This window comes from Neisseria animalis (genome assembly GCF_900636515.1).
In the GTDB taxonomy this organism is placed as follows: domain Bacteria; phylum Pseudomonadota; class Gammaproteobacteria; order Burkholderiales; family Neisseriaceae; genus Neisseria; species Neisseria animalis.
Map to the genome: position 1 here is coordinate 2,151,000 of NZ_LR134287.1, position 26,457 is coordinate 2,177,456.

Here is a 26,457-nt window from a genome sequence, read left to right on the forward strand (position 1 = left end):
GTTCTAAATCAAATAGGTAAATACTTATCCCAAACTCATATCAACAATAAAGCGTTTGCAGACGGCCTGTTGCACGGCAATCAGGCCGTCTGCAAATTTAAAACAAAAGTTGCTCAACCCTCTTCTATTCGGAGATTCATGTCATGAACTTGGAACGATATTTTTCCGGCCTGCTGTTTACGGCAGCCATCTTCCTGCTCTATCTGGCATGGGGCTATACTGCACCGATTGCCTACGATCCTTTAGGACCTCGTCCTTATCCGGTATTACTTCTGTCGCTGTTGGCGGTATGCTGCCTGTATCTGGCGGTGCGCCCTATCCGCGAAACCGTTGATTTGGGCTATACGCCGCCGCTGTTGAAAAAACTCGGCATCTGCCTGCTGGCGCTGCTGATGTACGGTGTGGTATTCGAACTGCTCGGTTTTCCGCTGGCAACGGCGGCGATGGCGTTTGTGGTCGGCAAACTGTTTGGCGGCAGCCCGTTTGCCAGCGCGATTTCGGGTATTGTTTTGGGTGTGGGGCTGTACCTGCTGTTCGACATCCTGCTTGATGTACCGCTGCCCGTCGGTACTTTCGGATAAGGAATACGCATGGACACTTTAAACTTTTTGATGAGCGGTTTTGCGGTGGCTTTGGAGCCGCAAAACCTGATGTTGGCGCTCTTCGGCGCATTCTTGGGCACCATCGTCGGCATGCTGCCGGGCTTGGGGCCGATTAACGGCGTAGCGATTCTGCTGCCCTTTGCCTATGCCTTGGGGCTGCCGCCCGAATCGGCGCTGATTCTTTTGGCTGCGGTTTATCTGGGCTGCGAATACGGCGGTCGGATTTCGGCGATTTTGATTAACGTACCCGGCGATGCGGCGGCGATTATGTCCACGCTCGACGGTTATCCGCTGGCCAAGCAGGGTAAAGCGGGCATCGCGCTTTCATTGTCTGCCGTCAGCTCCTTTACCGGCAGTACCATCGCCACGGTAGGCGTGGTACTGTTTGCGCCGTTGTTGGCAAACTGGGCGGTAGCTTTCGGCCCTGCCGAATACTTCGCACTGATGGTGTTTGCCATTACCTGCTTGAGCGGTTTGGTTGGCGACCAGCCCGTCAAAACCGCGGTTGCCGCGCTCATCGGTTTGGGACTCGCCACGGTAGGCGTGGACGCGGTTACCGGCGTGTACCGTTTTACCTTTGACTCGGTCAATCTTTCAGACGGCATCCAGTTTACCACCATCGTTATCGGCTTTTTCAGTATCAGCGAAATTCTGATTATGCTGGAGCATACCGAAAAAGGACAAAAAGCACTGGAACAGGGCAAACGTGCTTTGTTTAACCTGAAAGAGTTCCTGTTCAGCTTCGGCACGATGGTTCGCAGCGGCGTGGTCGGCTTTGTGGTCGGTATCCTGCCCGGCGCGGGTGCCACCATCGCCAGTGCGATGACCTACACCAACGAGAAAAAACTTGCCGGCAAAGACGGCAAATTCGGTGAAGGCGACTTGCGCGGTATTGCCGCACCCGAAGCAGCCAACAATGCTTCCGCCTGCGGCTCGTTTATTCCGATGCTGACGCTGGGCGTACCCGGTTCGGGCACCACCGCCGTGATGATGGGTGCGCTGACGCTCTACAACATCACGCCCGGCCCGCAGCTTTTCAACGAGCAGCCCGACATCGTTTGGGGTCTGATTGCCTCACTGTTTATCGGCAACATTATCCTGCTGCTGCTGAATATCCCGCTGGTCGGACTGTTTGCCCGTATGCTCAATACGCCGAACTACATTCTGATTCCCGCCATTGCCGCCGTGAGCTTTGTCGGCGTGTATGCGATTCACAGCACCACGTTCGACCTGATTCTGATGGTTGGTTTGGGCGTACTGGGTTATTTCCTGCGTAAGCTCAACTTCCCGCTCTCCGCGCTGATTTTGGGTTATGTTTTGGGCGAGCTGATGGAATCCAGCCTGCGCCGTGCATTGTCGATTTCACAAGGCGATTTGGGCATTCTGTTTGAAGGACCGATTACCAAAGTATTGTGGGTATTGGCTGTGGTTATGGTGCTGCTGCCGGTGTTCCGCTGGCTGCGCCGCCGCAAACAAACCGCCTGATACCGTACCTGACAGCCGCTTTTGCGGCTGTTTTTTATAGTCATTTAAAATAAGAATGATACAGCGTTGCTTTGCCTTGCCGTACTATGTGTACTGTCTGCGGCTTCGCTGCCTTGTCTCATTCTTATTTTATTCGACTATATCGCCGGATAAGACACAAGGCGTGGCGTTTGCCCGTCATACCGCTTCTCCGCCATTTGTTCATTTTGCAGACGGCCTTTTGCAACAAAATTGTTTAAAATGAAAAACGGTACAACATAAACCGCACCTTGCTGCCTTGTATCTTTCTTATCTGCCTCGCTATACTTTCCCATGCCGTCTGTAAAATACCCTACCCCGCTTGAATGCCGATGATGAAACATATTTTCCTTACCCTCGCCGGCTTTACCGCCGTTTTTTGCGGCGCATTGCTGGCAAACAGGCTCGGCTTGCCGATTCCGTGGCTGCTCGGTCCGCTGTTGACCAGTGCCGCACTCAGCATCAACGGCATTACCATCCGCACCTTGCCCGGCGGCAGGCAGGCGGGCTTGGCGGTTATCGGAATGTCGCTCGGCCTCTACTTTACCCCGCAGATGATTGCCCTGATTGCCGAACATTGGCTGTGGCTCATAATCGGCATGGCGTTTGCGCTGGTACTGACTCTTTTAGGAACGCTGCTGATTCACCGTTTCACCGATGAAGACTTCACCACCGCATGGTTTTCCTCCGCTGTCGGTGGGGCAAGCGAAATGGCGGTGCTGGCGGCGCAAAACGGCGCGCGTGTCGATAAAGTAGTTGCCGCACATTCATTGCGGGTATTGCTGGTTGTGACCATTGTGCCGTTTTTCTACCAATTCCAAGGCTATCACGGCTTGGACAATGGCGCGGCAACCATCAATCCTGCCGTCCACCCCGTCGGCCTGTTGCTGTTGGCGGCGTGGTGCGGCGGATTCGGCTGGCTGTTTTTACGGCGCGGCTGGTCGAACCCGTGGACATTCGGCCCGCTGCTGGCCGCCATCATGCTGACGGCAGCGGGTATCCACCTCTCCGCTGTACCGAAAGAATTGTCCGCCGCCGGGCAACTGCTCATCGGCTGGACTTTGGGCACAAAATTCGCACCCGATTTTTTCCGCACCGCCCCGCGCCTGCTTGCCGTAACCGCCGTCAGCGTCTGCATCGGGCTGCTGCTGACTTGGGGGCTTGCTCTGCTGCTTGCTCCCGTATCCGGCATTGCCCTGCCGACTTTGGGTTTGGGGTTTGCACCCGGCGGCGTGGCAGAGATGACGATTACCGCCAAAGTGCTGCAACTGGGTGTGCCGCTGGTTACCGCGTTCCACGTTGCCCGCATGATTACCATCGTCGGCGCGGCAAGCTGGCTGTACCGGCTGTTTGCCAAACGCTTCAGCAAATAACCCTGTCTGATGCCGTCTGCATTTTTGCCCCGGCATAAAATAAAGTTTCAGACAGCATGATTTTCCGCTACCATAATGCTGAAGAGCTTACGGAACTTTTTCCCATGAACCATACCCAAAAACTCCAAGCCGGCATTGCCGAAATGGGCTTGGACATCACCACTGAGCAGCAATCCAAACTGCTGGATTATGTCGAACTGCTGAAAAAGTGGAACAAAACCTACAATCTTACCGCCCTGCGCGACGAACGGCTGATAATCAGCCACCACCTGCTCGACAGCCTGACCCTTCTGCCTTATATCGGCGAAGCGCGAACCATGCTCGATGTCGGCTCGGGCGGCGGGCAGCCCGGCATTCCTGCCGCCATCTGCCGTCCCGACGTGCACATCACCCTGCTCGATGCCAACACCAAAAAAACCTCGTTTCTGCAGCAAGCCGTTATCGAACTGGGCTTGAAAAACGTACGCGTCATCAGCGGCAGGGTGGAAGCCTTACAGAACTATCAGGCAGAGCTGATTACCAGCCGCGCCTTTGCCGAGCTTGCCGATTTTGTCGGTTGGACGGCGCACCTGCTGGCCGAGGGCGGACGCTGGGCGGCGATGAAAGGGGTATATCCTGAAGAGGAAATCCTCCGCCTGCCCGACTTTGTCGAAGTGGAAAAAACGGAAGCATTATCCGTACCGCAACTCGATGCCGAACGGCACATGGTGTTGTTGCGGAAAAAACAACCTTAACCGTACCGCCGTTTTCCGATTTTGCAGACGGCATACCGCATGAAACCGTTGTCCGATTGCCGCTGTTGGCACACTCCTACAGGCATTCCGAACAACCGCCGCATACGCCCTGCCGTCTGTAAAAACAGTATCGTCGGATAACGCAGAATGAAAACAAAACCGCAACGCTGCAAACCATACAAACCGTACGGATTGTCGGCTGCTCCGGCAGCTTGGCAAGCCCCGCTTTGAGTAAGGCGCAGCAACGCCGTATCCGTATTGAATAACCGTACCACAGCGTTTGCGCCGCCGTTCAAATCCACCGATTACCCCATTTTCCTGACCATGACCCGACCCCTGACCATTGCCATCTGTGTAGGCGAAGCCTCCGGCGACCTCTTGGGCGCACACTTAATCCGTGCCATCAAAACACGCCGCCCCGATGCCGAGTTTGTCGGTATCGGCGGCGAGCGCATGAAAGCTGAAGGTTTTCACAGCCTGTACGACCAAGAAAAACTTGCCGTGCGCGGCTTTGTAGAAGTTGTGCGCCGCCTGCCCGAAATCCTCAAAATCCGCAAAGGCATTATCCGCGACCTGACCGCCCTACGCCCCGATGTCTTTGTCGGCATCGATGCGCCCGATTTCAATCTCGGCGTGGCGGAAAAGCTGAAAAAAGCCGGCATTCCGACCATTCATTACGTCAGCCCTTCCGTATGGGCGTGGCGGCCGGAGCGCGTAAACACCATCGTCCATCAGGTTAACCGCGTATTATGTCTCTTTCCTATGGAGCCGCAGTTGTACATCAACGCAGGCGGCAAGGCAGAATTTGTCGGACACCCTATGGCGCAAACCATGCCGCTGGAAGACGATAAAACCGCCGCCCGCGCCAAACTCGGTATCAACCCGCCGTCCGCACTGTTTGCCATTCTGCCCGGCAGCCAAATCCGCGAAGTCGACAGCATGGCACCCGTCTTTTTGCAGACGGCCTTACTGCTGCTGAAACGCTACCCCGACGCGCAATTTATCCTGCCCACCGCCACCGAAGCCACGCGCCAACGCATCGGCGAAATCTTGGCACGCCCCGAATTTGCCAAACTGCCGCTGACCTTGGTCCACAAACAAGCCGATACCGTCTGCACCGCCGCCGATGTCGTCATGGTAACCAGTGGCACCGCCACGCTCGAAGTTGCACTGTGCAAACGTCCTATGGTCATCAGCTATAAGATTTCCGCGCTGACCTACGCCTATGTCAAACGCAAAGTCAATGTTCAGCACGTCGGCCTGCCCAATATCCTGCTGGAAAAATCCGCCGTACCCGAACTGCTGCAACACGATGCCGTACCTGAAAAACTCGCAGCCGCCGTTGCCGACTGGTACGACCACCCCGAAAAAATCGCGGCCGTCCAACAAGATTTCCGCCAACTACACCTGCTGTTGAAAAAAGACACCGCCGCTTTGGCGGCACAAGCGGTATTGGAAGAAGCAAAAGCCGTCTGAATACAGCGGCCGACCGCCCGAGCAAACCGAGTTTTCAAGCAAAAAACCCCCAACTGCTTTAAATATTCGCTCCGAACTTTGTTTGACAGCACATTGCCGCTTGAGCCGCCACGCCGATACCGCAACACCAGCATCACGATGTCGGCATTGCGCCCGAACAATATGCTCGGCACACAGCATGAAACCAAGCGGCAAAACCGCACGGATAATACGGAGCAACGGGCAGTCTTCTCCGACAGCTTGGTTCAGCCCTCTTTGGGCAAAGCACCGCAACGCCGTATCATTCCGTGTTCAAAAACCATCATTCGGCACCACCCAACCGACACATCATTTTGCAGACGGCCTGTACCAATCTTAAACAAGGCCGTCTGCAGTTTTACCAACTTTCCGTCCTTATTCCGCTATGACTCCGTTCCTTACTGCCGGCGTTGATGAAGCCGGACGCGGGCCACTGGTCGGCAGCGTCTTTGCCGCCGCCGTTATCCTGCCCGAACACTACGACTTGCCCGGCCTGACCGACTCTAAAAAACTCAGCGAAAAAAAACGCGACCGTCTGGCCGCCATGATTAAAGAACAAGCCCTTGCATGGCATATCGCCCATGCCGACCCGCAGGAAATCGCCGAACTCAATATCCTGCACGCCACCATGCTGGCCATGACCCGCGCTGTGCAAGGATTGGCGGTTGCGCCGCACAAGGTGTGGATAGACGGCAACCGCGTGCCGAAAGATTTGGGTGTGGCAGCCGAAGCAGTAGTGAAGGGCGACAGCAAAATCATCGAAATTTCCGCCGCTTCCGTTCTCGCCAAAACCGCCCGCGATGCGGAAATGTACGCACTGGCCGAGCGTTATCCGCAATACGGATTTGAAAAACACAAAGGCTACGGCACCGCCCAACACCTCGCCGCGCTGCAACAATACGGCGTACTGCCCGAACACCGTCGGAATTTCGCACCGGTCAAAAACCTGTTGGCACAAGGCAGGCTGTTTGAATAAATCCGCACCTCGCAGGCCGTCTGCAAAATGCTTTGACAAGCGGTTATTCGGTTGAGCATATGCTGAAACCCGCCGCAAGCCCAAGATTTGCCTGCACGGTATTTTGCAGACGGCCTTTGGCGTTTTGACTCGGCAAATCAGGCGACCGCACACGGAGTTCAAGCAAACATCAATCCACCTTTATTTGAATTTTTCCGCTTCACACCGCGTATGCGAAACGCCTCCAATAAGAAGTAACGGCGGCCTGACACAGCATGAAACAAAGCAACAAAACCACAAACGCGGCAAGGTGCCGCCACTCCGTATCATTCCACATGAAACAACCATATTCGGTTTAGGCGGTATCAAGCGCGGAAACGCCGCCGCATTTTTTGTGCAATGACGATAACCGCTGCAGGAGCGTGGGTTACACCCGCCCGTGAATATCCGCGCCGGTGCAAGATTTATAGTCGAATAAAATAAGAATGATACAGCGTTGCTTTGCCTTGTCGTACTATGTGTACTGTCTGCGGCTTCGCTGCCTTGTCTCATTCTTATTTTATTCGACTATATTTAGCGATTCCAATCATGGCGCCGCCGAAACACACTATCGCGAGCTGACCGATTTTGTCTTGCTCGACACCGCTGTCGGCGCAGCAGAAATCAAAGCGGTTTTAGGGCGGCAGCTCTCGTTTATCGCCACATTAATCCGCCTGCCGGACGGCGACAAACTTCTCAAAGCCCTGAAAGCAAAAGCGGAACGCCATACTGACGCAGTTTGAACAAAAGGCCGTCTGCAAAACGGCTGTAATACCTGTTTTGCAGACGGCCTGCGTCCAATCATCAATCTATTTTCAGGCTTTACCGACCCGCTGCAACAATTCGTCGGCCAAGCTCAAATAGGCTTTTGTGCCTTTTGCCGCCGGATCGTAGGCCAGCGCGGGCATACCGTGACTGGGGGCTTCGGCAAGGCGGATATTGCGCGGAATGGTGGTTTCAAACAGCAAATCGCCGAAATGGTTGCGGAGCTGTTCGCTGACTTCTACCACCAAGCGGCTGCGGCTGTCGTACAGAGTACGCACAATGCCGGTGATGTCGAGTTTGGGGTTGATGGCTTGGCGGATTTTGCGCACGGTGGCAATCAAATCGGAAATGCCTTCGAGGGCGTAATATTCGCACAACATCGGCACAATCACGCCGTTGGCGGCAACCAAGCCGTTGAGCGTCAGCAGGGTCAGCGAAGGCGGGCAGTCAATCAGTACGAAATCGTAATCGTTTTCTACTGCCTGCAAGGCATTTTTCAAACGGATTTCGCGGGCGATTTCCTGCACCAATTCGATTTCCGCGCCCGACAATGCGCGGTTTGCGCCCAACACGTCGTAACCGCCGCATTCGCTGCGGACGGCAGCGGTTTTGATGTCGGCATCGCCCAATACGACTTGGTACACACCCTCTTCCAAACTCGCTTTGTCTATGCCGCTGCCGGTGGTGGCGTTGCCCTGCGGGTCCAGATCGATAACGAGCACGCGCTGTCCGCGCCGGGCAAGGGAAGCGGCAAGATTGACGGTAGTAGTGGTTTTGCCGACGCCGCCTTTTTGGTTGGCCACGGCGATGATTTGTGCGCTCATATCTGCTTAGGAAAATAATTGGGAACCGGACGGAATTGTACCGTTATTTGTCTGAAATGGGTAGAAAAGCCGTCTGCAAAACGGTGTTCGGACGGCTTGGAACATCAGCGGATAATGCCTCGGGTCGAGCGTTTGAAGAAATCGGCAAACAAAGCCGTTTCCGGAGCTTCCGCCTCCAATTTGGCGATTTCCTGCTTGGCTTCTTCAAACGACAATCCTTTGCGGTACAGCAGTTTGTAAGCGTTTAAAACCGCTTGGATAGACGGCTTGTCGAAACCCCGCCGCTTCATGCCTTCGATATTGATGCCCACCGGCCCGGCGTGGTTGCCCTGCGCCATCACATACGGTGGTACGTCTTGTGCAACGGCCGAACAGCCGCCAATCATGGCATGCGCGCCGACAATGCTGAATTGGTGAATGGCCGACATACCGCCGACAATGACAAAATCGTCCAGCTCGACGTGCCCGGCCAGCGTAGCATTGTTTGCCAAAATACAGCGGTTTCCGACACGGCAGTCGTGGGCAACGTGTGCATTAATCATCAACAGGTTGTCATCACCCACCCGGGTAATGCCACCGCCCTGCACCGTTCCCCGATGAATGGTAACGTGTTCGCGGATTTGGTTGCGGCTGCCGATAACGGTTCGGGTCGGTTCGCCACGGTATTTGAGGTCTTGGTTGACCTCGCCAATGCTGGCAAACTGGTAAATGCGGTTGCCTTCGCCGATTTCGGTGATGCCGTTGATGATGACGTGCGGGCCAATTTCGGTATCCGCACCGATTTTGACATCGGGGCCGATGATGCTGTACGCACCGACCTTCACGCTTTCATGCAGCTCGGCTTTGGAATCGATGATGGCGGTTGGGTGAATCAGGGTCATGGTATTTCCTTTTAAGATTCCTAACAATCAAAAGGGATCAATATGGTCACAAATGGCAACAACATTGTCACCAAACTGTTCGAATAGCGCAGCGGTATCAATATTCATATAGTCCAACAAGCCGACCAATGAACGGTAAATTTCCCGGGCATACTCTGTACTTTTCGCATTTCCTTTAAAACAAATAGGTTCATGATGGGCCAATCGGTTACGAAACCTGTTGATTTTAGACAGCTCATCAAATATCCATTTTTGGTTGTATGCCCGACTTGGAGTGGATTTAGGCTTATTCGGAAACACTTTCAGCAATACTTTTCCTGTTGCTTCAAATTGGCCGCCCTTACCTCCGGCAAACAAATAACGCCAAAACCCGAATCCCAACTCTGCTACCAATTTATCATGCGGGATATTGCCTTTGCTTGCCAAAACATCTCTAATCAATTTTGCCGAGTCACCCGCTTTCCCTTGTAGAAAACAACCTTGGTAAGGCAAAGACGGATCAGTCTTTGGTTGGATACTGTTATACAGCCAGTTGCTATCCGACATCCCGACTACCAGGCATCTGTCGATTTTATTTCGCAATGCAATCTCAAAAACAGAAACAAGGCTGAACAACTCCCGAGAGAGCAATAAATTTAGCCGATATAAATCGGGAGCTGATTCTTCTCCTACTGCATGCTTGTATCTTTGCATTCTCTGTTCTGAAAAAACAGTGCAACAACTCTGATAATCCATACTGTTCGATATTTGACGTACCGGAGTTTTTATCGGATAATAGAATCCACTAATCCCCACTATGTCCCTGAGGCAACTCAAACTGGTGGGTTTTCCTTTATAAGGCCGTCTGTATTTTGCAGACGGCCTTGCGCTTTTTATTCAGGCGCAACAATGCGTTTGGCACACATAATCACGGCTTCGACGGCAACTTGTCCGTCCACTTTGGCAACTGCTTGGAACTTGCCGATACCGCGTTTGAAAGTCAGCAGTTCGACTTCGTAAGTGAGCCGGTCGCCGGGAATCACTTGGCGTTTGAAGCGGGCATCATCAATGCCGGCAAAGAAGAAAAATTCGTTCTCTTCACGGCCGCCGTTGCTCAAAATGGCCAATGCGCCGCAAGCCTGCGCCATGCCTTCGATAATCAGCACGCCGGGCATAATCGGCAAATCGGGAAAGTGGCCTTGAAACTGCGGCTCGTTCATGCTGACGTTTTTAATTGCCGTCAGGCTTTTCATGGATTCAAACGCGGTAATGCGGTCAATCAGCATGAACGGGAAGCGGTGGGGAATCAGGTGATGAATGTCTTTGGCTTCAATCGGTAATTTGAATTCCATGGTGGTGTTCCTTTATTTTTGGTTTTTCAGACGGCTTTTGCCGTCTGAAAATGCTGTGAAGCGACAACGGGAATACGGCGGTATCGTTGTGCCGTTTCCCTACTCTGCGCCGTTTGAACCGGTAAGCAGTTTTTCCAACTGTTTGATGCGTTTGTTCATCTCGCTCAAATGGCGGATATGTACGGCATTTTTCGCCCATTCTTTATGGGTCTGCATGGGGTAGAGGCTGGCGATGTGCTGCCCGCTCTCTTTGATGCTGTGGGTAATGCACGTTCCGCCGCCGATATTGGTTTTGTCGGCGATTTCGATATGGCCTACCGTGCCGACACCGCCGCCGATGATACAGTAGCTGCCGATGGTCGTGCTGCCGGAAATACCGGCTTGGGCGGCAATAACGGTATGTGCGCCGATGGTGCAGTTGTGCCCGATTTGCACTTGGTTGTCGATTTTCGTACCGGTGCCGATAACGGTATCGCTCATTGCGCCGCGGTCGATATTGCTGTTTGAACCGATTTCTACATCGTCTCCAAGCGTTACGCCGCCGGTCTGCGGGATTTTAAACCATGACGCTCCGGCAAATGCCAAGCCGAAGCCGTCTGCACCGATGACTGCGCCGCTGTGGATTTCTACGCGGTTGCCGAGTGTGCAGCCGTAATAGACAACGGCGTTGGGGTGCAGCACAACTTCGTTACCGAGTTTGCAGTCATGCTCAACCACCGCGCCTGCCAAAATGCGGCAGCCTTCGCCCAGTATGGTATTTGCGCCGATGTAGGCGTGTGCGCCGATTTCGCAGCTTGCGGGGACGGTTGCAGACGGCTCGACAACGGCAGTTTGATGAATCCCTGCCGCTGCTTTGACCACCGGAGAAAACAAACGGGCAACTTTGGCGAAATAGAGATAGGGATCGGCTGCCACAATCAGATTGCGTCCGGCAAACTCGCCGGCTGCTTTTTCAGAAACGATAACCGCGCCGGCGCTGCTGCCGTGTACGTCGGCTTTGTATTTCGGATTGGCCAAAAAACTGATGTGCTGCGCCTGAGCATGGCTCAAAGGTTGGACGGCGGTTACGGTGATGTCTTCGCCGCGCCATTCGCCGCCCAGCTCGGCGGTAATTTGGGATAAAGTGTATGAGGTCATGTTTTTGCTTTCGGGGCGCATTGCCGGCGGGATTTTCCAACATGAAATGCCGTCTGCAAATCAGGCATACCGAGAAATGCTGTCTCTACCTGATCGGCAGAGGGATTGCTGCCTGCCGGTAAGGCAAAGTCAGCGTGCGTTCAATGCTTTAATCACGCTGTCGGTAATATCGTATTTGCTGTTGACGTAAATCACGTCTTGCAAAATCACATCGTAACCTTCGCGTTTTGCCAAATCGACAATCACACGGTTGGCATTTTGCTGGAGGGCGGCAAATTCTTCGTTGCGGCGCAGATTGTAATCTTCGGCAAATGCGGATTGCTCGCGGCGGAAGCGTTGCGCCAACTCGCTCCATTGTTTGGCGGCCTGCTCACGCGCGCTGCCTTGCAGTTTGCCGCCGCTCAATTTCTGTTCCAAATCCATGCCTTGCTGTTGGAGCTTGTGCAGCGCCTTTTGACGGTCGACAAATTCTTTATCCAAAGTCGCTTGGATACCGCGCGCCTGATCGGATTCGAGATAGATACGCTCGGTATTGATGAAGCCGATTTTCTGTACGGCGCCGTCTGCCGCTGCCTGAGCAGTCAGGCCGAAGCCCAATACGGCGGCGGCAGCAGTGTGGATAAAGGGGGAAACGTATTTCATAATGATTCCTTGCATGCTGATCTGCCGTCTGCAAATCAAGCCTTTCAGCCCGATTTGCAGACGGCATAGCACATTAGAATGTCGTACCCAACTGGAATTGGAAGCGTTGGATTTCGTCGGTCGGTTTTTTCTTCAGCGGGTAAGCGTAGCTGAATTTCATCGGACCTACCGGCGAGAGCCATGTTACCGCTGCACCGGCCGAATAGCGCAACTCTTCCTTGAAGGTTGATTTGTGGGTTTTTCCTAAGCCGTAAACATTTTGTATGGTTTGACCATCGTTACGGTAGGTATCGCTCGAGTTATTATCATATGTTTTGCCGTCCCACACGCTGCCGGCATCGGCAAACAAGCTCAAACGGACGGAACGCGAATCTTTGATACCCGGCATCGGGAACATCAGCTCTGCCGATACGTTGGCTTTCTTGTTGCCGCCGTAGCTGATGCGCGAGCCTTCTTCGTCATACACTTTAGGACCGAGCGTACCGCTTTCGTAACCGCGCACCGAGCCTAAGCCGCCGCCGTAGAAGTTTTCAAAGAACGGCATTTCTTTGGTACTGCCGTAGCCGTTACCGTAGCCAACTTCGCCACCCAACATCAGCGTGAAGTTTTTGGAAAGCGGGAAGAACCATCTTTGGTTGTGGGTCAGGGTATAATATTTCAATTCACTGCCCGGCAAGGCGATTTCGCCGTTTACTCCGGCAATATAACCGCGTGTCGGCCACAATGCGCTGTCGGTTTTATTGCGTCCCCAGCCGATGGTACCTTTGTACAGCATGCCCGACCATTTGCCGTATTGGCTGCCGGTGTGGTCTTCCATAAATTCGCGGTAGCGTTTCGGCGCACTCGCGTAAGTGTTTACGGTCATGTGTTCTGCCGCCAAACCGAAATTAACGCGGTCATATTCGGTAATCGGCACACCCATACGCAAGCCCGCGCCGATGGTTTGGGTTTTGTATTGGCGCGAACTGGACGATGCTTTGCGCGGGTCGTATTTTCTGCCGTAGATGTCGTAACCCAAGCTCACGCCGTCCGGAGTGAAATACGGGTCGGTAAACGACAGCGAGCCGTTCAGCGTGGTTTTACTGCGGGATACGCGGGCAGATACGGATTTGCCCGTACCGAACAGGTTGTCCTGCGCCACACCTGCGGCCACGACAATACCGGTATCTTGAACCCAACCTGCGCTCAAATCAATCGAACCGGTCGAGCGTTCGCTCAAGCTCATGTCTAAATTAACTTGGTCCGGCGTACCCGGAATCGGTTTGGCATCAAATTGGACGTTGTCGAAATAGCCCAACAGCTCCACGCGCTCTTTCGAGCGTTGCAGCTTGGAAATATCATAAGGCGCGGCTTCCATTTGGCGCAATTCGCGGCGCACCACTTCGTCACGGGTTTTGTTGTTGCCGGTAATGTTGATTTCGTTTACATACACTTTACGGCCCGGCTCGACGTGCAGGGCGAAATCCACTGTTTTGGTTTCGGGATTCGGCATGGGCTGCACGTTGATTTCGCTGAAGGCATAGCCTGCCGAACCCATGCGGTTCTGTACTGCCTCGAGTGCGGTCAGCATTTGCGAACGCTCGTACCACTTGCCTTCTTTCATTTTCAGCAGTTTGTACAAATCTTCTTTCGGTACTTCGCGCGTGTCGCCTTCGATGGTTACTTTGCCCCAGCGGAAACGGTCGCCTTCGTCCACCGCCACTTTAATGGTTTGCTTGGTTTTATCTTCGTTGGTTTGTACGTCGGTATCTAAAATCCGGAAATTGAAATAACCGTTGTTTTGATAAAACTCATTGATGCGCTGCATATCCTGCGCGAACTTCTGTTCGTTAAACTGGTTGCTGCGCGTCAGCCAAGTAAACATACCGCCATCGCTCAAGGTCATTTGTTTTTTCAGACGGCGGTCGGAATAATGTTGGTTGCCGTCAAACTCAATGTCGGTGATTTTGGTGGAAGGGCCTTCTTCGATGGCTACGTCGATTGCCACACGGTTGCGCGCCAATTTGGTTACGGTCGGCGTAATCTCAACCGATTGCTTGCCGCGGCTGATGTACTCTTCACGCAAACCGGCCACAGCCTGATTCAGCGTTGCCTGATTGAAATACTGTGATTGCGCCAAGCCGAATGCTTCAAGGTTTTTCTTAATGGCATCGTTTTGCAGGATTTTGCCGCCGGTAATGTTCAGGGAGCTGACGGTCGGACGTTCGACCACCGTCAGCAACACTTGATTACCCAGCGTTTCAACGCGTACATCGTCAAAAAAACCGGTCGCATACAGATTTTTGATGATTTCCTGACTGCGGCTGTCGTTGAAGTTGTCGCCGACTTTGACCGGCAGATAGCTGAACACGGTACTCGGTTCGGTACGTTGCAAACCTTCTACACGGATGTCCTGAATGGTAAAGTCTGCCAATGCCGGCAGAGACAGTCCCATTACCATCAAGGCAGAAGCAAGCTGTTTCAATTTCATAAAATTATCCAAACAAACGGTTAATATCATTAAAGAAAGCCACCATCATCAGCAGCATCATGGCAGCAAGGCCGAAGCGCAAGCCGATTGCCTGCACCCGTTCGCTAAGCGGCTTTCCGCGTATCCATTCGGCGGTATAGTACACCAAGTGTCCGCCGTCCAACACCGGAATCGGCAGCAGGTTCAGCACGCCCAAGCTGATGCTGACCAATGCCAGAAATTCCAAATAACTCTGCAAACCCATTGCGGCGGTTTGTCCGGCGGCATCGGCTATCGTCAACGGGCCGGAAACGTGGCTGAGCGAGGCATTGCCTGTAATCAGTTTGCCGAAAAAGCGCACGGTCATCATGGCGTAGCCGGTCATTCTGTCCCAGCCCATCGCAAATGCTTCGCCGACTGTCGGGCGGTATTCGTGGCGGACTTGTTTTGCCCACTCTTCGTCCATAGCGGGTGCAACACCCGCCCTGCCGATGAGTGTGCCGTCTGCAAGTTCCTGCGTATCCGGCCGCAAGCCGGTTGACAGCATGGTGCCGTCGCGCTCATAAGCGATTTCGATTTTTTTGCCCGGGCTGCTGCGGAACAGTTGCGTCCATTGCGTCCAATCGTCCAGCGGCTCGCCGTCCGCGCCCACCAGCCTGTCTCCCGCCTGCAATCCTGCTTTGGCGGCCGGACTGCCTTCCAAAACAGAGCCTAATCGGGTGGTTATTTTAAAAGGCAGCAGGCCGATGTTGGCTTGGTTTTTCGCAACTTTACCTGCTTCCGGCGTGCCGGCCGCATCAATCACGCGCACCGCCTCGCTGCCTGATTCGGTCTGAACCGCTACATTTACCTTGCCTGCTTCGAGATTCAGCACGATTTCGGTTTGGGCATCGCCCCAGTCCCGCACGGCTGTGCCGTTGACGCTTTGAATGCGGTCGCCTGCTTCAAAACCTGCTTTGGCCGCAATGCTCGATGGTGTTACCGTACCGACATACGGGCGGATTTCGGTCACGCCGAACGAAAAACTCAAGCCGTACAGCAATACCGCCAAAGCCAGATTGGTCAGCGGGCCGGCCGCGACAATGGCTATGCGTTTGGCCGGATGTTGTTTGTCGAAGGCATACGGCAGATCTTCTTCGGCCACATTGCCTTCGCGCGTATCCACCATTTTCACATAGCCGCCCAGCGGAACCGGCGCCAGACACCACTCGGTATCGCCGCGTTTTTTGGTGTAAAAGGGTTTGCCGAACCCGACGGAAAAGCGTACGACTTTTACGCCGCACCAACGTGCGACGATGTAATGGCCGAATTCGTGCAGGCTGACTAAAATCAGAATGGCAACGATAAAGGCGAAAAACGTGGTCAAAGCACACTCCAAAGATGATATGCAGCCGTTTGCAGACGGCCTTTATGGTTTGAGGCCGTCTGCAAATCCTGCTGAACGGCGGCATTTTAAAGTAGAAAGACTAATCTTCACAATACGGCGGTACGGAGCTGCTGCCGTCTATGCGGAAAATACAGCGGCATACCGTTACCGCATCAAAAATTTTTCACAGCAGGCATTTAGCAATACACAGCAACAGCCCATCAGCCCTGCGACAAACGCGCCGCAAACGCCTGCGCCCTTGTCCGTGTTTCCGCATCTTGCGCCAGCAATGATTCAATACTGCCCGAGCCGTCTGCAAAATCTTGTTCCAAACAGTACGCCACGACTTTGGCAATGTCGGTAAACTTAATCTGCCCGTTTAAAAATGCGGCAACCGCGATTTCATTGGCGGCATTCAATACACACGGCGCACTGCCGCCCGAACGCATGGCTTCGTAGGCAAGCTGCAAACATGGAAAACGTTTGAAATCGGGCGTTTGGAACGTCAGCGCGGAGAGTTTGCCGAAATCGAGCGCGCCCACGCCTGAAGCAATCCGCTCCGGCAGCCCCAAGCAGTACGCAATCGGTGTCCGCATATCGGGATTGCCCATCTGCGACAGTACTGAACCATCAAGATAACGCACCATGCTGTGCACCACCGATTGCGGGTGAATCACCACTTCCAGCTTTTCGGGCGGACAGTTGAACAGCCAATGCGCTTCAATCAGCTCCAGACCTTTATTCATCATGCTGGCGGAGTCCACCGAAATTTTCTGCCCCATGCTCCAATTCGGATGTTTGACTGCTTGGGCGGGCGTGATGCTGTCGAAGGCCGCCAAATCGGTATTCAAAAACGGGCCGCCCGATGCGGTCAGGATAATCGACTGAATACCGTGTGCGTCCAAATTGCCCGCATAATCACGCGGCAACACTTGGAAAACGGCGTTATGCTCGCTGTCTACCGGCAAAACGGTTGCTCCGTTGGCGGCAGCGGTTTCCATAAACAGCGCGCCGGATACCACCAAAGTTTCTTTGTTGGCCAGATAAATGGTTTTGCCGTTCTGCGCCGCTGCCATCGCCGAAGGCAGCCCCGCCGCCCCGACAATCGCACACATCACACCGTCCACTTCCGCGGCCGAGGCAACATCAATCAAAGCCTGTGCGCCGTACAGCACTTCCGTACGGCAATTCGCATTTTGCAGACGGCCTGCCAACTCCGCCGCACACCCTGCATCGGCTACCACGGCAAATTTAGGCGCAAACTGTATACATTGTTCGGCCAGCCTGCCGACTTGGCGGTGTCCTGCCAACGCGAAGATTTCAAATTTATCAGGGTGGCGCGACACTACATCAAGCGTACTTACACCGATGCTGCCGGTACTGCCGAGTATGGTAAGAACTTGTCGGGTCATGATTTTTGTCTTAATGCCGTCTGCAAATTTACGGTGTTCCACGCAGCGGGATACAAACTGCTTGATTTGCCGTTTTGCACCGCATTTCCGTTTGCAGCCCGTTTTGCAGACGGCCTTTTTTCAAAAAACGGGAAAATATTCCGGATATTTAAATTGTATTAATCTGTATCTGCCGGGCAGCCCGCTCAAAACAAGGCCTGCACCGCCGCATAAACGCTCAACACGGCAATCAGCGAATCCACACGGTCAAACACTCCGCCATGCCCGGACAAAAGGTTGCCGCTGTCTTTCAGACCTGCCGCACGCTTCAGCCAACTTTCCAGCAAATCGCCGCACACGCTGACCGCAGTCAATATCAAACCGATGAAAACGGTGGCTATCCAGCCGGTATCGAAACCCAACCAGCCTGCACTGCGAACCAAAGTCAGATACACAACCACGCACACCGCTCCGCCGATAACACCTTCCCAGCTTTTACCCGGGCTGATGGCCGGGGCGAGTTTTTTCTTGCCGAACGCCTTACCGCTGAAGTAAGCAAAAATATCGGCCACCCATACCAAGCCCATTACCGCCAGCAACGGCAGTGCAGCTTCGGTATCGGGGCGCAAGCCCACCAGCGCAAACCAAAACGGCATCATCAGCAACCAACCGACCGCATAAGTCTGCCAGCCGCCTTTAAGCGTCCATTTATTTTTCAACCACAACGGCATGACCAGCAGCCAGAACACCAACACCACCCACCATATCCAAGCAGGCAGCGTCCAACCGCCGGTATAAGCAGCCAACATAAACAATGCGCCGGCCGCCAAATAATGATTGGTTTGCCGTTTGTCCAAACCGCCCATACGGGCATATTCCCATAACGCCGTCAAAGCAATCAGCGCGGAAAATACCGCCCACAACCAAGACGGGGCGTAAAACAGCATACCCAACATCAAGGGCAGCAGCCACAAAGCCGTAACAATCCTTTGTTTCAACATGATTATCCCCTTTGCTGCTCAATCGGAAGCTGTTCCGAAGTACGCCCGAAACGACGCTCGCGGCTGCGGAACGAAGCAAATGCCGCATCCAATGCCGCATCATCGAAATCCGGCCACAACGTATCGGTAAAATACAGCTCCGCATACGCCATCTGCCACAACAGAAAATTACTGATACGGGTTTCGCCGCCGGTACGGATAAACAAATCAGGCTCCGGCGCATCGCCCAACATCAGATAGTGGTTTAATGCCTCTTCACTGATTGCTTCCGCACCTTCCGCAAGCAGCCTGTTGGCCGCCTGCAAAATATCCCAGCGGCCGCCATAATCGGCAGCAATACTCAACGTCAAGCCGGTATTTTCCGCCGTCAGCTTTTCCGCCGCCTCGATACCGGCAACGATTTCCGGACTGAATCTTTCCCTGCTGCCGATAATCCGCAAACGCATATTGTGCTCGTGCAAACGCTGCACCTGCTTTTCCAATGCCTGCAAAAACAAGCCCATCAGAAAAGACACCTCGCCTGCCGGCCGCCGCCAGTTTTCCGTTGAAAAAGCGAATACAGTCAGGTATTGCACCCCTTTTTCCACGCAATAGCGAACCATATTTTCCAGCGTGTCCAAACCACGCTTGTGCCCCATCACGCGGGGCAGAAAACGCTTTTTCGCCCAGCGGCCGTTACCGTCCATAATCACGGCAATATGGCGCGGCACCTGAGTATGCGCCAAAATCGTCTGCGTACTGCTTTTCATATCCGCCTCACGAAAACCACCGCCATTGTCCATACCGGCACAAACAGCGGAAATCCGGAAACTTTCAGTAAAATCCGACACGGCAAGCAGGGAAAAAGCCAAAACAGCCCGCCCTGCCCGCATCAGCAGCAAGGCGGAAGATACCCGCCCTGCTTTGTTCAGACGGCATTAAATCGCCATCAAATCTTCTTCTTTTGCCGCCAGAATTTTATCTGCTTCAGCAATGTATTTGTCGGTCAGCTTCTGAACCGCCTCTTCGCCGCGGCGCGCCTCATCTTCAGACACTTCTTTGTCTTTCAACAATTTTTTAATATGATCGTTGGCATCACGGCGTACATTGCGGATAGAAACCCGACCCTCCTCAGCTTCGCTACGCACCACTTTAATCAAATCTTTACGGCGCTCTTCAGTCAGCATCGGCATAGGCACGCGAATCAAATCACCTACCGCAGCAGGATTCAGACCCAGATTGGAATCACGAATCGCTTTCTCGATTTTGGCCGCCATATTGCTTTCAAACGGTTTCACACCGATGGTACGCGCATCCAGCAGCGTAACATTCGCCACTTGGCTGACCGGCACTTCGCTGCCCCAGTACTCGACATTTACCTGATCCAGCAAGCCGGTATGGGCGCGGCCGGTACGGACTTTAGACAGGTTTTCTTTCAATACTTCCAGCGAGCGTTGCATTTTGCTTTCGGCGGTTTTTTGGATATCGCTAATCATTGTTTTGTTCTCAACTATTAAAATCAATAAGATAGGCTGAAAAGCCGTCTGAATATGCCGTTTGCAGACGGCATAAGGGATAGGTTAACTCTGAATAGTACCGTTATTACGCCGTTCCGACAAGCCAAACGGCTTGAACGACTTTGTTTTTCAAGCCTTATTTGCCGGAAAAAAGCCGTCTGCAAATACAGACGGCTTTTTTTAATCTACGAAATACCGAATATTAACAATGCACCAGCGTACCTTCGTCCGCCCCGGTGATTACGCGTTTGAGCGAACCTTCTTTGGCAATGCCGAACACCACGATGTTCAGCTTGCGCTCGCGGCACAGGGCAAATGCGGTGGCATCCATGACTTTCAGGTTTTTGTTCAGGGCTTCGTCGAAAGTGATGGTTTCGTAGCGGGTGGCCGACGGGTCTTTTTTCGGATCGGCAGTGTACACGCCGTCAACATTGGTGGCTTTCAGCATGACATCGCAATTCATTTCCGCTCCGCGCAAGGCGGCGGCGGTATCGGTGGTGAAGAACGGATTACCCGTACCGGCGGCGAAAATCACGACTTTGCCTTCTTCCAGATATTGAATGGCTTTCGGACGGGCATAGGTTTCGGCGATTTGCTGCATGGACAATGCGGATTGGACGCGGGCTTTGATGCCCAATGATTCGAATGCGTCTTTCAAAGCCAGTGCATTCATCACGGTGGCCATCATGCCCATGTAGTCGGCGGTGGCGCGGTCCATGCTGCCTGCCTGTGCGGATACGCCGCGGAAGATGTTGCCACCGCCCACCACAACTGCAACCTGCACGCCCATTTCAACGATTTCTTTGATTTCGCCAACCGTCTGCACGATGGTGTCGTGATTGATGCCGAACGGGTCGGAACCCATCAGGGATTCGCCGGAAAGTTTCAATAATACGCGTTTGTATTTGATTTGCTGTGTCATGAGATACCTTGCTTTCTTTGCGGTTGGGTTGTGGTTCGGGTGCCTTCTGCGGTTGGTGCGTGTCGGAAATGCCCCGCACGTTTTTACAGACGGCATAATCATGCGGTTATATTGTGTATCGGCCGTCGGAACTGAAAAAACAAAACAGTCTGTCAAATGGTACGGCCGAATACGGAGAAACAAGCCAATGCTGCGGCAGTTGCCGTTTCTTCAGATGATGACGGCCAAACTTATCTTCATCAAACAGTATAAGTTTAGCAACCATACGGCTTTTTGTGTACGCAACTTGCGCGGCAGGCGAAGTGTTTTTTCCAAAAAAAGCACCCTGATTCAGACGGCGAATCGGGTGCTTTCTCTCATGGCGTCAATTACACTTTGGCAGCAGCAGCTACTTCGGCAGCGTAATCCACTTCTTTTTTCTCGATACCGTCGCCCACTTTGTAGCGTACGAACGATACCACTTCCGCGCCGTTTTCTTTCAGGAATTGGGCAACGGTTTGATCAGGATTCATGACGAATGCTTGGCCGTTCAGGGTAACTTCTGCCAAGAATTTCTTAATGCGGCCTTCTACCATTTTGGCAGCGATTTCGGCAGGTTTGCCGGATTCGATGGCTTGTTGGGTGTAGATGTGGCGTTCTTTTTCAACCAATTCGGCATCCACTTGGTCTTCGGATACGCATTGCGGCTTGGCGGCAACGATGTGCATACCGACTTTGCGTGCCACATCTTCCGCGCCTTTATATTCGACCAATACGCCTTCGGTAGCCAGTGCGCCGTGGATGTAGGCAACCAGACTGTTAGCAGTTTCAATTACTTGGAAACGGCGTACAGACATATTTTCGCCCAATTTTGCGATGATGGCTTTGCGTTCTGCTTCAACCAATTCGCTCAATGCTTCGATGCTTGCCGGTTTTTTCTCGGCAGCGGTTTTGGCAACGAAGTTGGCAAATTCTACGAAGCCTGCGTCTTTAGCAACGAAGTCGGTTTCGCAGTTTACTTCTACCAAAGCGCCGGTATTGCCTTCAATAGCAAATGCCAATACGCCTTCGGCAGCTTGGCGGCCAGCCAGTTTGCTGGCTTTGTTGCCTGATTTGATGCGCAGGATTTCTTCGGCTTTGTCGAAGTTGCCTTCTGCTTCAACCAGTGCTTTTTTACATTCCATCATGCCCAGACCGGTCGCGGCGCGCAGGTCGGCAACCATTTTTGCAGTAATTTCTGCCATGTCAAACTCCTTAAATATTCGGAACGGTACGGCTCTTGCCATACCCTGAAACGGGATATTGCCGTCTGAAAACGGGATTCCGCCAAACGGCGGCTTCCTTCCGGAACAGTTGTTTTTGCAGACGGCATCTGCCTTAAAAAAGGGGCGTGCAGCCCCTTGGAATTACTCGGCTGCGGCTTGGGCAGCGGCAACAGTTTCCTGCAAGGCTTGGTTTTTGCCTTCCAGTACGGCATCGGCGATACCGCGGCAGTACAGGCGGATGGCTTTGGCAGAGTCATCGTTGCCCGGAATCACGTATTTCACACCATCAGGGCTGTTGTTGGTATCGACAACGGCAATCACGGGGATACCCAATTTGGCAGCCTCAACCAGCGTACCGTGCTGGTAACCGGTATCGATGACGAAAATCGCATCAGGCAGACCTTTCATGTTTTTGATACCGCCCAAAGAACGCTCCAGTTTTTCTACTTCGCGTTGCATTTCCAGAATTTCTTTTTTGCCGAAACCGCTTTCAGCAGCGTTTTCCAGCGCTACTGTTTTTTCTTCCAAGCGTTTGATGGATTGTTTTACGGTTTTGTAGTTGGTCAGCATGCCGCCCAACCAGCGGTGATCGACGAAAGGCATACCGGCGCGGGTAGCTTCTTCGCGGATGATTTCACGCGCTTGGCGTTTGGTACCGACAAACAATACGGTACCTTTGTTGGCAACCAGACGACGAACGGCTTCTTGCGCGTCTTGGAACATCGGCAGGGTTTTTTCCAAGTTTACGATATGGATTTTGTTGCGCGCGCCGAAAATGTATTGTTCCATTTTCGGGTTCCAGAAACGGGTTTGGTGACCGAAGTGAACACCGGCTTCAATCATCTGACGCATGGTAATTTGAGACATTTTATTTCCTTAAATTGAAAGGGTTAGGAGCACACATTCATTCGCATAGAACTTGATTCGTCAAGCACCCTTCGGCGAAAGTGGGCATAGTTTTACAAATAAACAAATGCTTTGAAAAGCAAAGCCGGAGAATTATATAGGATTGGCGGACATTTGGCAATTTATGCCGTCTGCAAAATACATTTTTTCAGTCTGTTTTGTCCTGCGAGCGCTGCTGTTCTGCGGCTTCTTCCGCTTTCATGCGCTTGTTGCGGTGGCGGACAAGCACCACCCACGAAACAAACACGGTCGGCAAAACCGCCCAAAACACCAGATACACCAGCATTCTTACCCAATCGGGCTGGGCGGCGGCAAACATCACTGCCACAAACAGATAACCGATTGCTACGATATGCCACATACTCCGCTCCCGACAAATGCTTTATAATCTTGTTATTCTACACGAAATTCCAAGGCCGTCCGAACATGAGCCAGCAGCAGAAAAACGAACTGCGCCACCGGTTGCGCCGCGCCCGCAGCGATATGTCCGCCGCAGAACGGGAAAATGCAACCCGCACCATCAACCGCCTGCTCAAACGCTGCATTAAAAAAGGCGGCAGAATCGGTATCTATTGGCCGATAGGCAAGGAGCTTTGTCTTGACGGGTTTGTCCGCTCCGCTGTCCGACGCGGTGCCAAGCTCTACCTGCCCTATATCGAACCGCACAGCAAAAGATTGTGGTTTACGCCTTATTTTGCAGACAGCACACAGCAGCCCGAACGCAAACGGGGCGCGTCCAAATTGTATATTCCGCAATTTTCCGGCAAGAAAATCAGGGTGCATGATTTGGATTTGCTGCTGGTACCGATAGTCGGTATCGACAAACAGGGCTACCGGCTGGGGCAGGCCGGCGGCTTTTATGATGTCTCGCTTGCGGCTGCCAGATACCGTCTGCCGGTCTTCACGCTGGGCGTGGGCTTTGCCTGCCAGCTCGTTGAAAGCCTGCCGCGCGAAGCACACGATATTCCGCTGAACGGCTTCGTTTCCGAACGCGGCGCATTACGGTTCCGCAGCAAAAGCAGGGAAACGATATGGCGACACCCAAGCAATTGATACCAAACCGCAACCTGTCGAACCGATATGCGGAAAATCCGTTTCCATGATTAATCAGGCCGTCTGCAAAATGCCACTTTCCCAAAATGCAGACGGCATTCAGCCATAAAACACCATGTCTCCAGCTTTTAACATCACCGTTATCACACCACCCGACTATCCGCACGTCCGCGTATTCGACGAATTGGTCGGCCAGCTTCACTATTCGCTGAAAACACTCGGCTACCCTTCCGAAATCACCGCAAGCACCATTTATTCCGACCGCATCAACATTGTTTTCGGTATTCATTTGCTGCCGCCCGAACAAATTGCCAAACTTCCTCCCTCCACCATCATCATGAATACCGAACAATTGGAAGCAATGCAAAACGGAGATAACGCCCGGCGGCAGTGGTTCGATACCATCATGGCGGCCGCGCGCCGGTTTCCGACATGGGATTACGACAGCCGCAACATCGAATTTCTCCACAACCACGGTATCCGAGCCATATTATGGGAGCTGGGACACCAGCCCGAACTCGCCCGAATCCGCCACATCGACAACCCCGATGTCGATGTTCTGTTTTACGGCGGCATCAACACACGCCGCCGCCACATTCTGAACGCGCTGATCGAACAAGGTTTGCAAGTCAAATGGCTGTTTGGCGTTTACGGTTCGGAGCGCGACGCATGGATTGCCCGCAGCAAAATCGTTTTGAACCTGCACGCTTACGATACGCACATCTTTGAAATCGTCCGCTGCTCCTATCTGATGAGCAACGGCGTATGCGTGGTCAGCGAAGTCAACGACACCACCAGCATCGCGCCGCAATACCGCAACGGCATCGTTGCCGCACCCTATGAAAAACTGGTAGAAACCTGCACTGCGCTGGCACACTGCGAGCCGTTATACCGCCACTGCCGCCGCGTTGCCTTCGATACGTTCAGCCGTCTGCCGCAATCCGCATTCACCCGCGCCGCATTACAAAAAACCTTCAAGCATATCGGCTGATTGCGCCATCGCTGCCCGAAGGCCGTCTGCAAATATCGGATAAGCGCACACAATCCTATCCGCTGCCCTCTGCCCCTTGTATTCTGCCGAACGGCGCAGGTCTGTCTGATATTCGAACAACAGCGAACAAGACAAGGCAGCCAAGCCGCAGGCAGCACAGGGCAGCAGATTTGCTGTTTTGGCAGCTTGGTCAAGCCCTTCTTTGAGCAAACGAAGCCGCCGTATCATTCCATGTCAAATGACGATATTATCAAACTCAAACCGCCAACCCGAACCCGTCAGTCCGTTATGAACCGATTTCCACCCGCACCGCCCGTTTTATCGTTTAACCAAGTCCGCCTCGAACCGCTCGCACCCGAACACGAAGCCGGACTGATTGCCGCCGTGCGCGACGGAGAACTCTGGAAACTGGCGGTAACCACCGCACCCGCGCCCGAGCAAGTTGCCGCCTATATTCAGACGGCCTTAAGCACGCGCACGGCATTTGCCGTTATCGACGAGTGCAGCGGAAAAATTGTCGGCACCACCGCGTTTTACGATACCGACCCCGACGTACCGCGCCTGTACATCGGCTACACATGGTACGCGCAATCCGCACAGCGCACCCGCATCAACACCTCCTGTAAAATCCTGCTGCTGGATTACGCTTTCGATACTTTAAACTGCCAAGCAGTCGGCTGGCATACCGATATTCTCAACACCGCCTCACAGCGCGCCATCGAACGCTTGGGCGCGCAACGCGACGGTATTCTGCGCCGCGACCGCAAACGCAAAGACGGCAGTCTGCGCGATACCGTAGTATACAGCCTGCTGCGGGAAGAATGGCCGTCTGCAAAATCCGCCCTGCTCTCACGTTTGCACGCTTACTCCGAAACGGGCGATATTGCCGTGCAATCTTGAAGCTGCCGCCGTCCGTACCCATATCTGATAAAATATAGTCGAATAAAATAAGAATGAGACAAGGCAGCGAAGCCGCAGACAGTACACATAGTACGGCAAGGCAAAGCAACGCTGTATCATTCTTATTTTAAATGACTATACTGTTTTCGCTTTCTACTCCGAAGGATATCCCATGCAACACTTTTCATACGCCACCACCCACCGACACACCTGCAACAAAGCCTTATATGTTGCCATGGCCTTGCTGTTCGGCTCGTTCGGCGTACACAAATTCTGCGCCGGCCGCGTATGGATGGGTTTGTTTTATGCCGTATTCAGTTGGACGTTTATTCCCGGCATCATCGGCATTATCGAAGGCATTTGGGCCGCATTCAAACCGACCGATTCGCTGGGCGCGATTGTGGTTTAACCCGACAAAACACCGCTTTTTTTCCTGTCAAAATACGTTTGTTTATAAT

At 53.2% G+C, this 26,457-nt stretch carries 29 protein-coding genes; 12 read left to right on the top strand and 17 right to left on the bottom strand.

All coding sequences use genetic code 11. From position 1 onward, the window contains the following. The first annotated feature begins 143 nt into the window (after positions 1-143). Together EL111_RS09990 and EL111_RS09995 are read left to right on the top strand one after the other, a co-directional pair. On the top strand, positions 144-581 hold the full coding sequence (locus EL111_RS09990; protein WP_123795144.1) for a tripartite tricarboxylate transporter TctB family protein: 438 nt from the start codon (positions 144-146) through the stop codon (positions 579-581). Between the two features lie 9 nt (positions 582-590). Next, positions 591-2,087: a tripartite tricarboxylate transporter permease gene (locus tag EL111_RS09995; RefSeq protein WP_123795145.1), complete on the top strand. Its 1,497-nt coding sequence runs from the start codon at positions 591-593 to the stop codon at positions 2,085-2,087. A gap of 137 nt (positions 2,088-2,224) precedes the next feature. Here EL111_RS09995 and EL111_RS10600 read toward each other — a convergent pair whose 3' ends face one another. After that, entirely contained in the window at positions 2,225-2,449 is a 225-nt protein-coding gene (locus EL111_RS10600) for a hypothetical protein (RefSeq protein WP_148071161.1), read from the bottom strand. Here EL111_RS10600 and EL111_RS10000 point away from each other — a divergent pair. From EL111_RS10000 to EL111_RS10605, 6 genes are all read left to right on the top strand, one after another. Continuing rightward, on the top strand, positions 2,438-3,478 hold the full coding sequence (locus EL111_RS10000; protein WP_231998385.1) for an AbrB family transcriptional regulator: 1,041 nt from the start codon (positions 2,438-2,440) through the stop codon (positions 3,476-3,478). The two genes, EL111_RS10600 and EL111_RS10000, sit on opposite strands and share 12 nt — an antisense overlap. Positions 3,479-3,582: 104 nt before the next feature. Continuing rightward, positions 3,583-4,212, top strand: a complete 630-nt coding sequence (gene rsmG / locus EL111_RS10005; protein WP_123795146.1) for a 16S rRNA (guanine(527)-N(7))-methyltransferase RsmG — start codon at positions 3,583-3,585, stop codon at positions 4,210-4,212. A gap of 324 nt (positions 4,213-4,536) precedes the next feature. Next, positions 4,537-5,688, top strand: a complete 1,152-nt coding sequence (gene lpxB / locus EL111_RS10010; RefSeq protein WP_123795161.1) for a lipid-A-disaccharide synthase — start codon at positions 4,537-4,539, stop codon at positions 5,686-5,688. A 178-nt stretch (positions 5,689-5,866) separates the two neighbouring features. Further along, positions 5,867-6,046: a hypothetical protein gene (locus EL111_RS10015; RefSeq protein WP_126325858.1), complete on the top strand. Its 180-nt coding sequence runs from the start codon at positions 5,867-5,869 to the stop codon at positions 6,044-6,046. 45 nt (positions 6,047-6,091) lie between these two features. Beyond that, positions 6,092-6,682, top strand: coding sequence for a ribonuclease HII (rnhB, locus tag EL111_RS10020; protein WP_123796210.1), 591 nt, complete (start codon positions 6,092-6,094; stop codon positions 6,680-6,682). A 611-nt stretch (positions 6,683-7,293) separates the two neighbouring features. After that, a complete protein-coding gene (locus tag EL111_RS10605; protein WP_162843004.1) occupies positions 7,294-7,443 on the top strand; it encodes a hypothetical protein in 150 nt (49 codons plus the stop codon). 72 nt (positions 7,444-7,515) lie between these two features. Here EL111_RS10605 and EL111_RS10030 read toward each other — a convergent pair whose 3' ends face one another. The 16 genes from EL111_RS10030 to EL111_RS10105 all read right to left on the bottom strand — a co-directional run bounded on the left by EL111_RS10030 (position 7,516) and on the right by EL111_RS10105 (position 23,416). After that, positions 7,516-8,289 carry a ParA family protein gene (locus EL111_RS10030; protein ID WP_123796211.1) on the bottom strand — a complete coding sequence of 258 codons (774 nt, stop codon included), beginning with the start codon at positions 8,287-8,289 and terminating at the stop codon, positions 7,516-7,518. 104 nt (positions 8,290-8,393) lie between these two features. Further along, positions 8,394-9,170: an acyl-ACP--UDP-N-acetylglucosamine O-acyltransferase gene (lpxA, locus tag EL111_RS10035; RefSeq protein WP_123796212.1), complete on the bottom strand. Its 777-nt coding sequence runs from the start codon at positions 9,168-9,170 to the stop codon at positions 8,394-8,396. Positions 9,171-9,197: 27 nt separating this feature from the next. Beyond that, on the bottom strand, positions 9,198-9,905 hold the full coding sequence (locus EL111_RS10040) for an Abi family protein (protein ID WP_197717757.1): 708 nt from the start codon (positions 9,903-9,905) through the stop codon (positions 9,198-9,200). A gap of 137 nt (positions 9,906-10,042) precedes the next feature. Further along, positions 10,043-10,501, bottom strand: a complete 459-nt coding sequence (gene fabZ, locus EL111_RS10045) for a 3-hydroxyacyl-ACP dehydratase FabZ (RefSeq protein ID WP_123796213.1) — start codon at positions 10,499-10,501, stop codon at positions 10,043-10,045. A gap of 99 nt (positions 10,502-10,600) precedes the next feature. Beyond that, on the bottom strand, positions 10,601-11,638 hold the full coding sequence (gene lpxD, locus EL111_RS10050) for a UDP-3-O-(3-hydroxymyristoyl)glucosamine N-acyltransferase (protein WP_123796214.1): 1,038 nt from the start codon (positions 11,636-11,638) through the stop codon (positions 10,601-10,603). Between the two features lie 129 nt (positions 11,639-11,767). Next, entirely contained in the window at positions 11,768-12,280 is a 513-nt protein-coding gene (locus tag EL111_RS10055) for an OmpH/Skp family outer membrane protein (RefSeq protein WP_162843005.1), read from the bottom strand. A 73-nt stretch (positions 12,281-12,353) separates the two neighbouring features. Then, positions 12,354-14,750, bottom strand: a complete 2,397-nt coding sequence (gene bamA / locus EL111_RS10060; RefSeq protein WP_123796216.1) for an outer membrane protein assembly factor BamA — start codon at positions 14,748-14,750, stop codon at positions 12,354-12,356. Between the two features lie 4 nt (positions 14,751-14,754). Beyond that, complete coding sequence (rseP, locus tag EL111_RS10065) at positions 14,755-16,095, bottom strand: RIP metalloprotease RseP (protein ID WP_126325859.1); 1,341 nt, start codon at positions 16,093-16,095, stop codon at positions 14,755-14,757. A 221-nt stretch (positions 16,096-16,316) separates the two neighbouring features. Further along, positions 16,317-17,507 (bottom strand): 1-deoxy-D-xylulose-5-phosphate reductoisomerase, encoded by a 1,191-nt coding sequence (gene ispC / locus EL111_RS10070; RefSeq protein WP_123796218.1) that lies wholly within the window; start codon positions 17,505-17,507, stop codon positions 16,317-16,319. 185 nt (positions 17,508-17,692) lie between these two features. Further along, positions 17,693-18,487, bottom strand: a complete 795-nt coding sequence (locus tag EL111_RS10075) for a phosphatidate cytidylyltransferase (RefSeq protein ID WP_123796219.1) — start codon at positions 18,485-18,487, stop codon at positions 17,693-17,695. 2 nt (positions 18,488-18,489) lie between these two features. Continuing rightward, positions 18,490-19,236, bottom strand: coding sequence for a polyprenyl diphosphate synthase (uppS, locus tag EL111_RS10080; RefSeq protein WP_123796240.1), 747 nt, complete (start codon positions 19,234-19,236; stop codon positions 18,490-18,492). Positions 19,237-19,404: 168 nt separating this feature from the next. Beyond that, positions 19,405-19,962, bottom strand: coding sequence for a ribosome recycling factor (gene frr, locus EL111_RS10085; protein ID WP_123796220.1), 558 nt, complete (start codon positions 19,960-19,962; stop codon positions 19,405-19,407). Positions 19,963-20,185: 223 nt separating this feature from the next. Further along, positions 20,186-20,905 carry a UMP kinase gene (gene pyrH / locus EL111_RS10090; protein ID WP_123796221.1) on the bottom strand — a complete coding sequence of 240 codons (720 nt, stop codon included), beginning with the start codon at positions 20,903-20,905 and terminating at the stop codon, positions 20,186-20,188. 368 nt (positions 20,906-21,273) lie between these two features. Further along, positions 21,274-22,128 carry a translation elongation factor Ts gene (gene tsf, locus EL111_RS10095; RefSeq protein ID WP_123796222.1) on the bottom strand — a complete coding sequence of 285 codons (855 nt, stop codon included), beginning with the start codon at positions 22,126-22,128 and terminating at the stop codon, positions 21,274-21,276. 162 nt (positions 22,129-22,290) lie between these two features. Continuing rightward, positions 22,291-23,016: a 30S ribosomal protein S2 gene (gene rpsB, locus EL111_RS10100; RefSeq protein WP_123796223.1), complete on the bottom strand. Its 726-nt coding sequence runs from the start codon at positions 23,014-23,016 to the stop codon at positions 22,291-22,293. Positions 23,017-23,203: 187 nt separating this feature from the next. Next, positions 23,204-23,416 (bottom strand): hypothetical protein, encoded by a 213-nt coding sequence (locus EL111_RS10105; protein WP_123796224.1) that lies wholly within the window; start codon positions 23,414-23,416, stop codon positions 23,204-23,206. Between the two features lie 65 nt (positions 23,417-23,481). Here EL111_RS10105 and EL111_RS10110 point away from each other — a divergent pair, with 65 nt between their 5' ends. The 4 genes from EL111_RS10110 to EL111_RS10125 all read left to right on the top strand — a co-directional run bounded on the left by EL111_RS10110 (position 23,482) and on the right by EL111_RS10125 (position 26,408). Then, entirely contained in the window at positions 23,482-24,108 is a 627-nt protein-coding gene (locus EL111_RS10110) for a 5-formyltetrahydrofolate cyclo-ligase (RefSeq protein ID WP_123796241.1), read from the top strand. A 115-nt stretch (positions 24,109-24,223) separates the two neighbouring features. Beyond that, positions 24,224-25,099, top strand: coding sequence for a CgeB family protein (locus EL111_RS10115; RefSeq protein WP_123796225.1), 876 nt, complete (start codon positions 24,224-24,226; stop codon positions 25,097-25,099). 288 nt (positions 25,100-25,387) lie between these two features. Beyond that, positions 25,388-25,999 (top strand): GNAT family N-acetyltransferase, encoded by a 612-nt coding sequence (locus EL111_RS10120; protein ID WP_123796226.1) that lies wholly within the window; start codon positions 25,388-25,390, stop codon positions 25,997-25,999. 172 nt (positions 26,000-26,171) lie between these two features. Next, positions 26,172-26,408, top strand: a complete 237-nt coding sequence (locus EL111_RS10125) for an NINE protein (RefSeq protein ID WP_123796227.1) — start codon at positions 26,172-26,174, stop codon at positions 26,406-26,408. Positions 26,409-26,457 lie beyond the last annotated feature (49 nt).

What these genes read in the sequence shown, in the direction of transcription:
- EL111_RS09990 (WP_123795144.1), top strand. Translation starts at nt 144, where the DNA reads ATGAACTTGGAACGATATTTTTCCGGCCTGCTGTTTACGGCAGCCATC.
- EL111_RS09995 (WP_123795145.1), top strand. Translation starts at nt 591, where the DNA reads ATGGACACTTTAAACTTTTTGATGAGCGGTTTTGCGGTGGCTTTGGAG.
- EL111_RS10000 (WP_231998385.1), top strand. Translation starts at nt 2,438, where the DNA reads ATGATGAAACATATTTTCCTTACCCTCGCCGGCTTTACCGCCGTTTTT.
- EL111_RS10600 (WP_148071161.1), bottom strand. Translation starts at nt 2,449, where the DNA reads ATGTTTCATCATCGGCATTCAAGCGGGGTAGGGTATTTTACAGACGGC.
- rsmG (WP_123795146.1), top strand. Translation starts at nt 3,583, where the DNA reads ATGAACCATACCCAAAAACTCCAAGCCGGCATTGCCGAAATGGGCTTG.
- lpxB (WP_123795161.1), top strand. Translation starts at nt 4,537, where the DNA reads ATGACCCGACCCCTGACCATTGCCATCTGTGTAGGCGAAGCCTCCGGC.
- EL111_RS10015 (WP_126325858.1), top strand. Translation starts at nt 5,867, where the DNA reads ATGAAACCAAGCGGCAAAACCGCACGGATAATACGGAGCAACGGGCAG.
- rnhB (WP_123796210.1), top strand. Translation starts at nt 6,092, where the DNA reads ATGACTCCGTTCCTTACTGCCGGCGTTGATGAAGCCGGACGCGGGCCA.
- EL111_RS10030 (WP_123796211.1), bottom strand. Translation starts at nt 8,289, where the DNA reads ATGAGCGCACAAATCATCGCCGTGGCCAACCAAAAAGGCGGCGTCGGC.
- lpxA (WP_123796212.1), bottom strand. Translation starts at nt 9,170, where the DNA reads ATGACCCTGATTCACCCAACCGCCATCATCGATTCCAAAGCCGAGCTG.
- EL111_RS10040 (WP_197717757.1), bottom strand. Translation starts at nt 9,905, where the DNA reads ATGGATTATCAGAGTTGTTGCACTGTTTTTTCAGAACAGAGAATGCAA.
- fabZ (WP_123796213.1), bottom strand. Translation starts at nt 10,501, where the DNA reads ATGGAATTCAAATTACCGATTGAAGCCAAAGACATTCATCACCTGATT.
- lpxD (WP_123796214.1), bottom strand. Translation starts at nt 11,638, where the DNA reads ATGACCTCATACACTTTATCCCAAATTACCGCCGAGCTGGGCGGCGAA.
- EL111_RS10055 (WP_162843005.1), bottom strand. Translation starts at nt 12,280, where the DNA reads ATGAAATACGTTTCCCCCTTTATCCACACTGCTGCCGCCGCCGTATTG.
- bamA (WP_123796216.1), bottom strand. Translation starts at nt 14,750, where the DNA reads ATGAAATTGAAACAGCTTGCTTCTGCCTTGATGGTAATGGGACTGTCT.
- ispC (WP_123796218.1), bottom strand. Translation starts at nt 17,507, where the DNA reads ATGACCCGACAAGTTCTTACCATACTCGGCAGTACCGGCAGCATCGGT.
- EL111_RS10075 (WP_123796219.1), bottom strand. Translation starts at nt 18,487, where the DNA reads ATGTTGAAACAAAGGATTGTTACGGCTTTGTGGCTGCTGCCCTTGATG.
- uppS (WP_123796240.1), bottom strand. Translation starts at nt 19,236, where the DNA reads ATGAAAAGCAGTACGCAGACGATTTTGGCGCATACTCAGGTGCCGCGC.
- frr (WP_123796220.1), bottom strand. Translation starts at nt 19,962, where the DNA reads ATGATTAGCGATATCCAAAAAACCGCCGAAAGCAAAATGCAACGCTCG.
- pyrH (WP_123796221.1), bottom strand. Translation starts at nt 20,905, where the DNA reads ATGACACAGCAAATCAAATACAAACGCGTATTATTGAAACTTTCCGGC.
- tsf (WP_123796222.1), bottom strand. Translation starts at nt 22,128, where the DNA reads ATGGCAGAAATTACTGCAAAAATGGTTGCCGACCTGCGCGCCGCGACC.
- rpsB (WP_123796223.1), bottom strand. Translation starts at nt 23,016, where the DNA reads ATGTCTCAAATTACCATGCGTCAGATGATTGAAGCCGGTGTTCACTTC.
- EL111_RS10105 (WP_123796224.1), bottom strand. Translation starts at nt 23,416, where the DNA reads ATGTGGCATATCGTAGCAATCGGTTATCTGTTTGTGGCAGTGATGTTT.
- EL111_RS10110 (WP_123796241.1), top strand. Translation starts at nt 23,482, where the DNA reads ATGAGCCAGCAGCAGAAAAACGAACTGCGCCACCGGTTGCGCCGCGCC.
- EL111_RS10115 (WP_123796225.1), top strand. Translation starts at nt 24,224, where the DNA reads ATGTCTCCAGCTTTTAACATCACCGTTATCACACCACCCGACTATCCG.
- EL111_RS10120 (WP_123796226.1), top strand. Translation starts at nt 25,388, where the DNA reads ATGAACCGATTTCCACCCGCACCGCCCGTTTTATCGTTTAACCAAGTC.
- EL111_RS10125 (WP_123796227.1), top strand. Translation starts at nt 26,172, where the DNA reads ATGCAACACTTTTCATACGCCACCACCCACCGACACACCTGCAACAAA.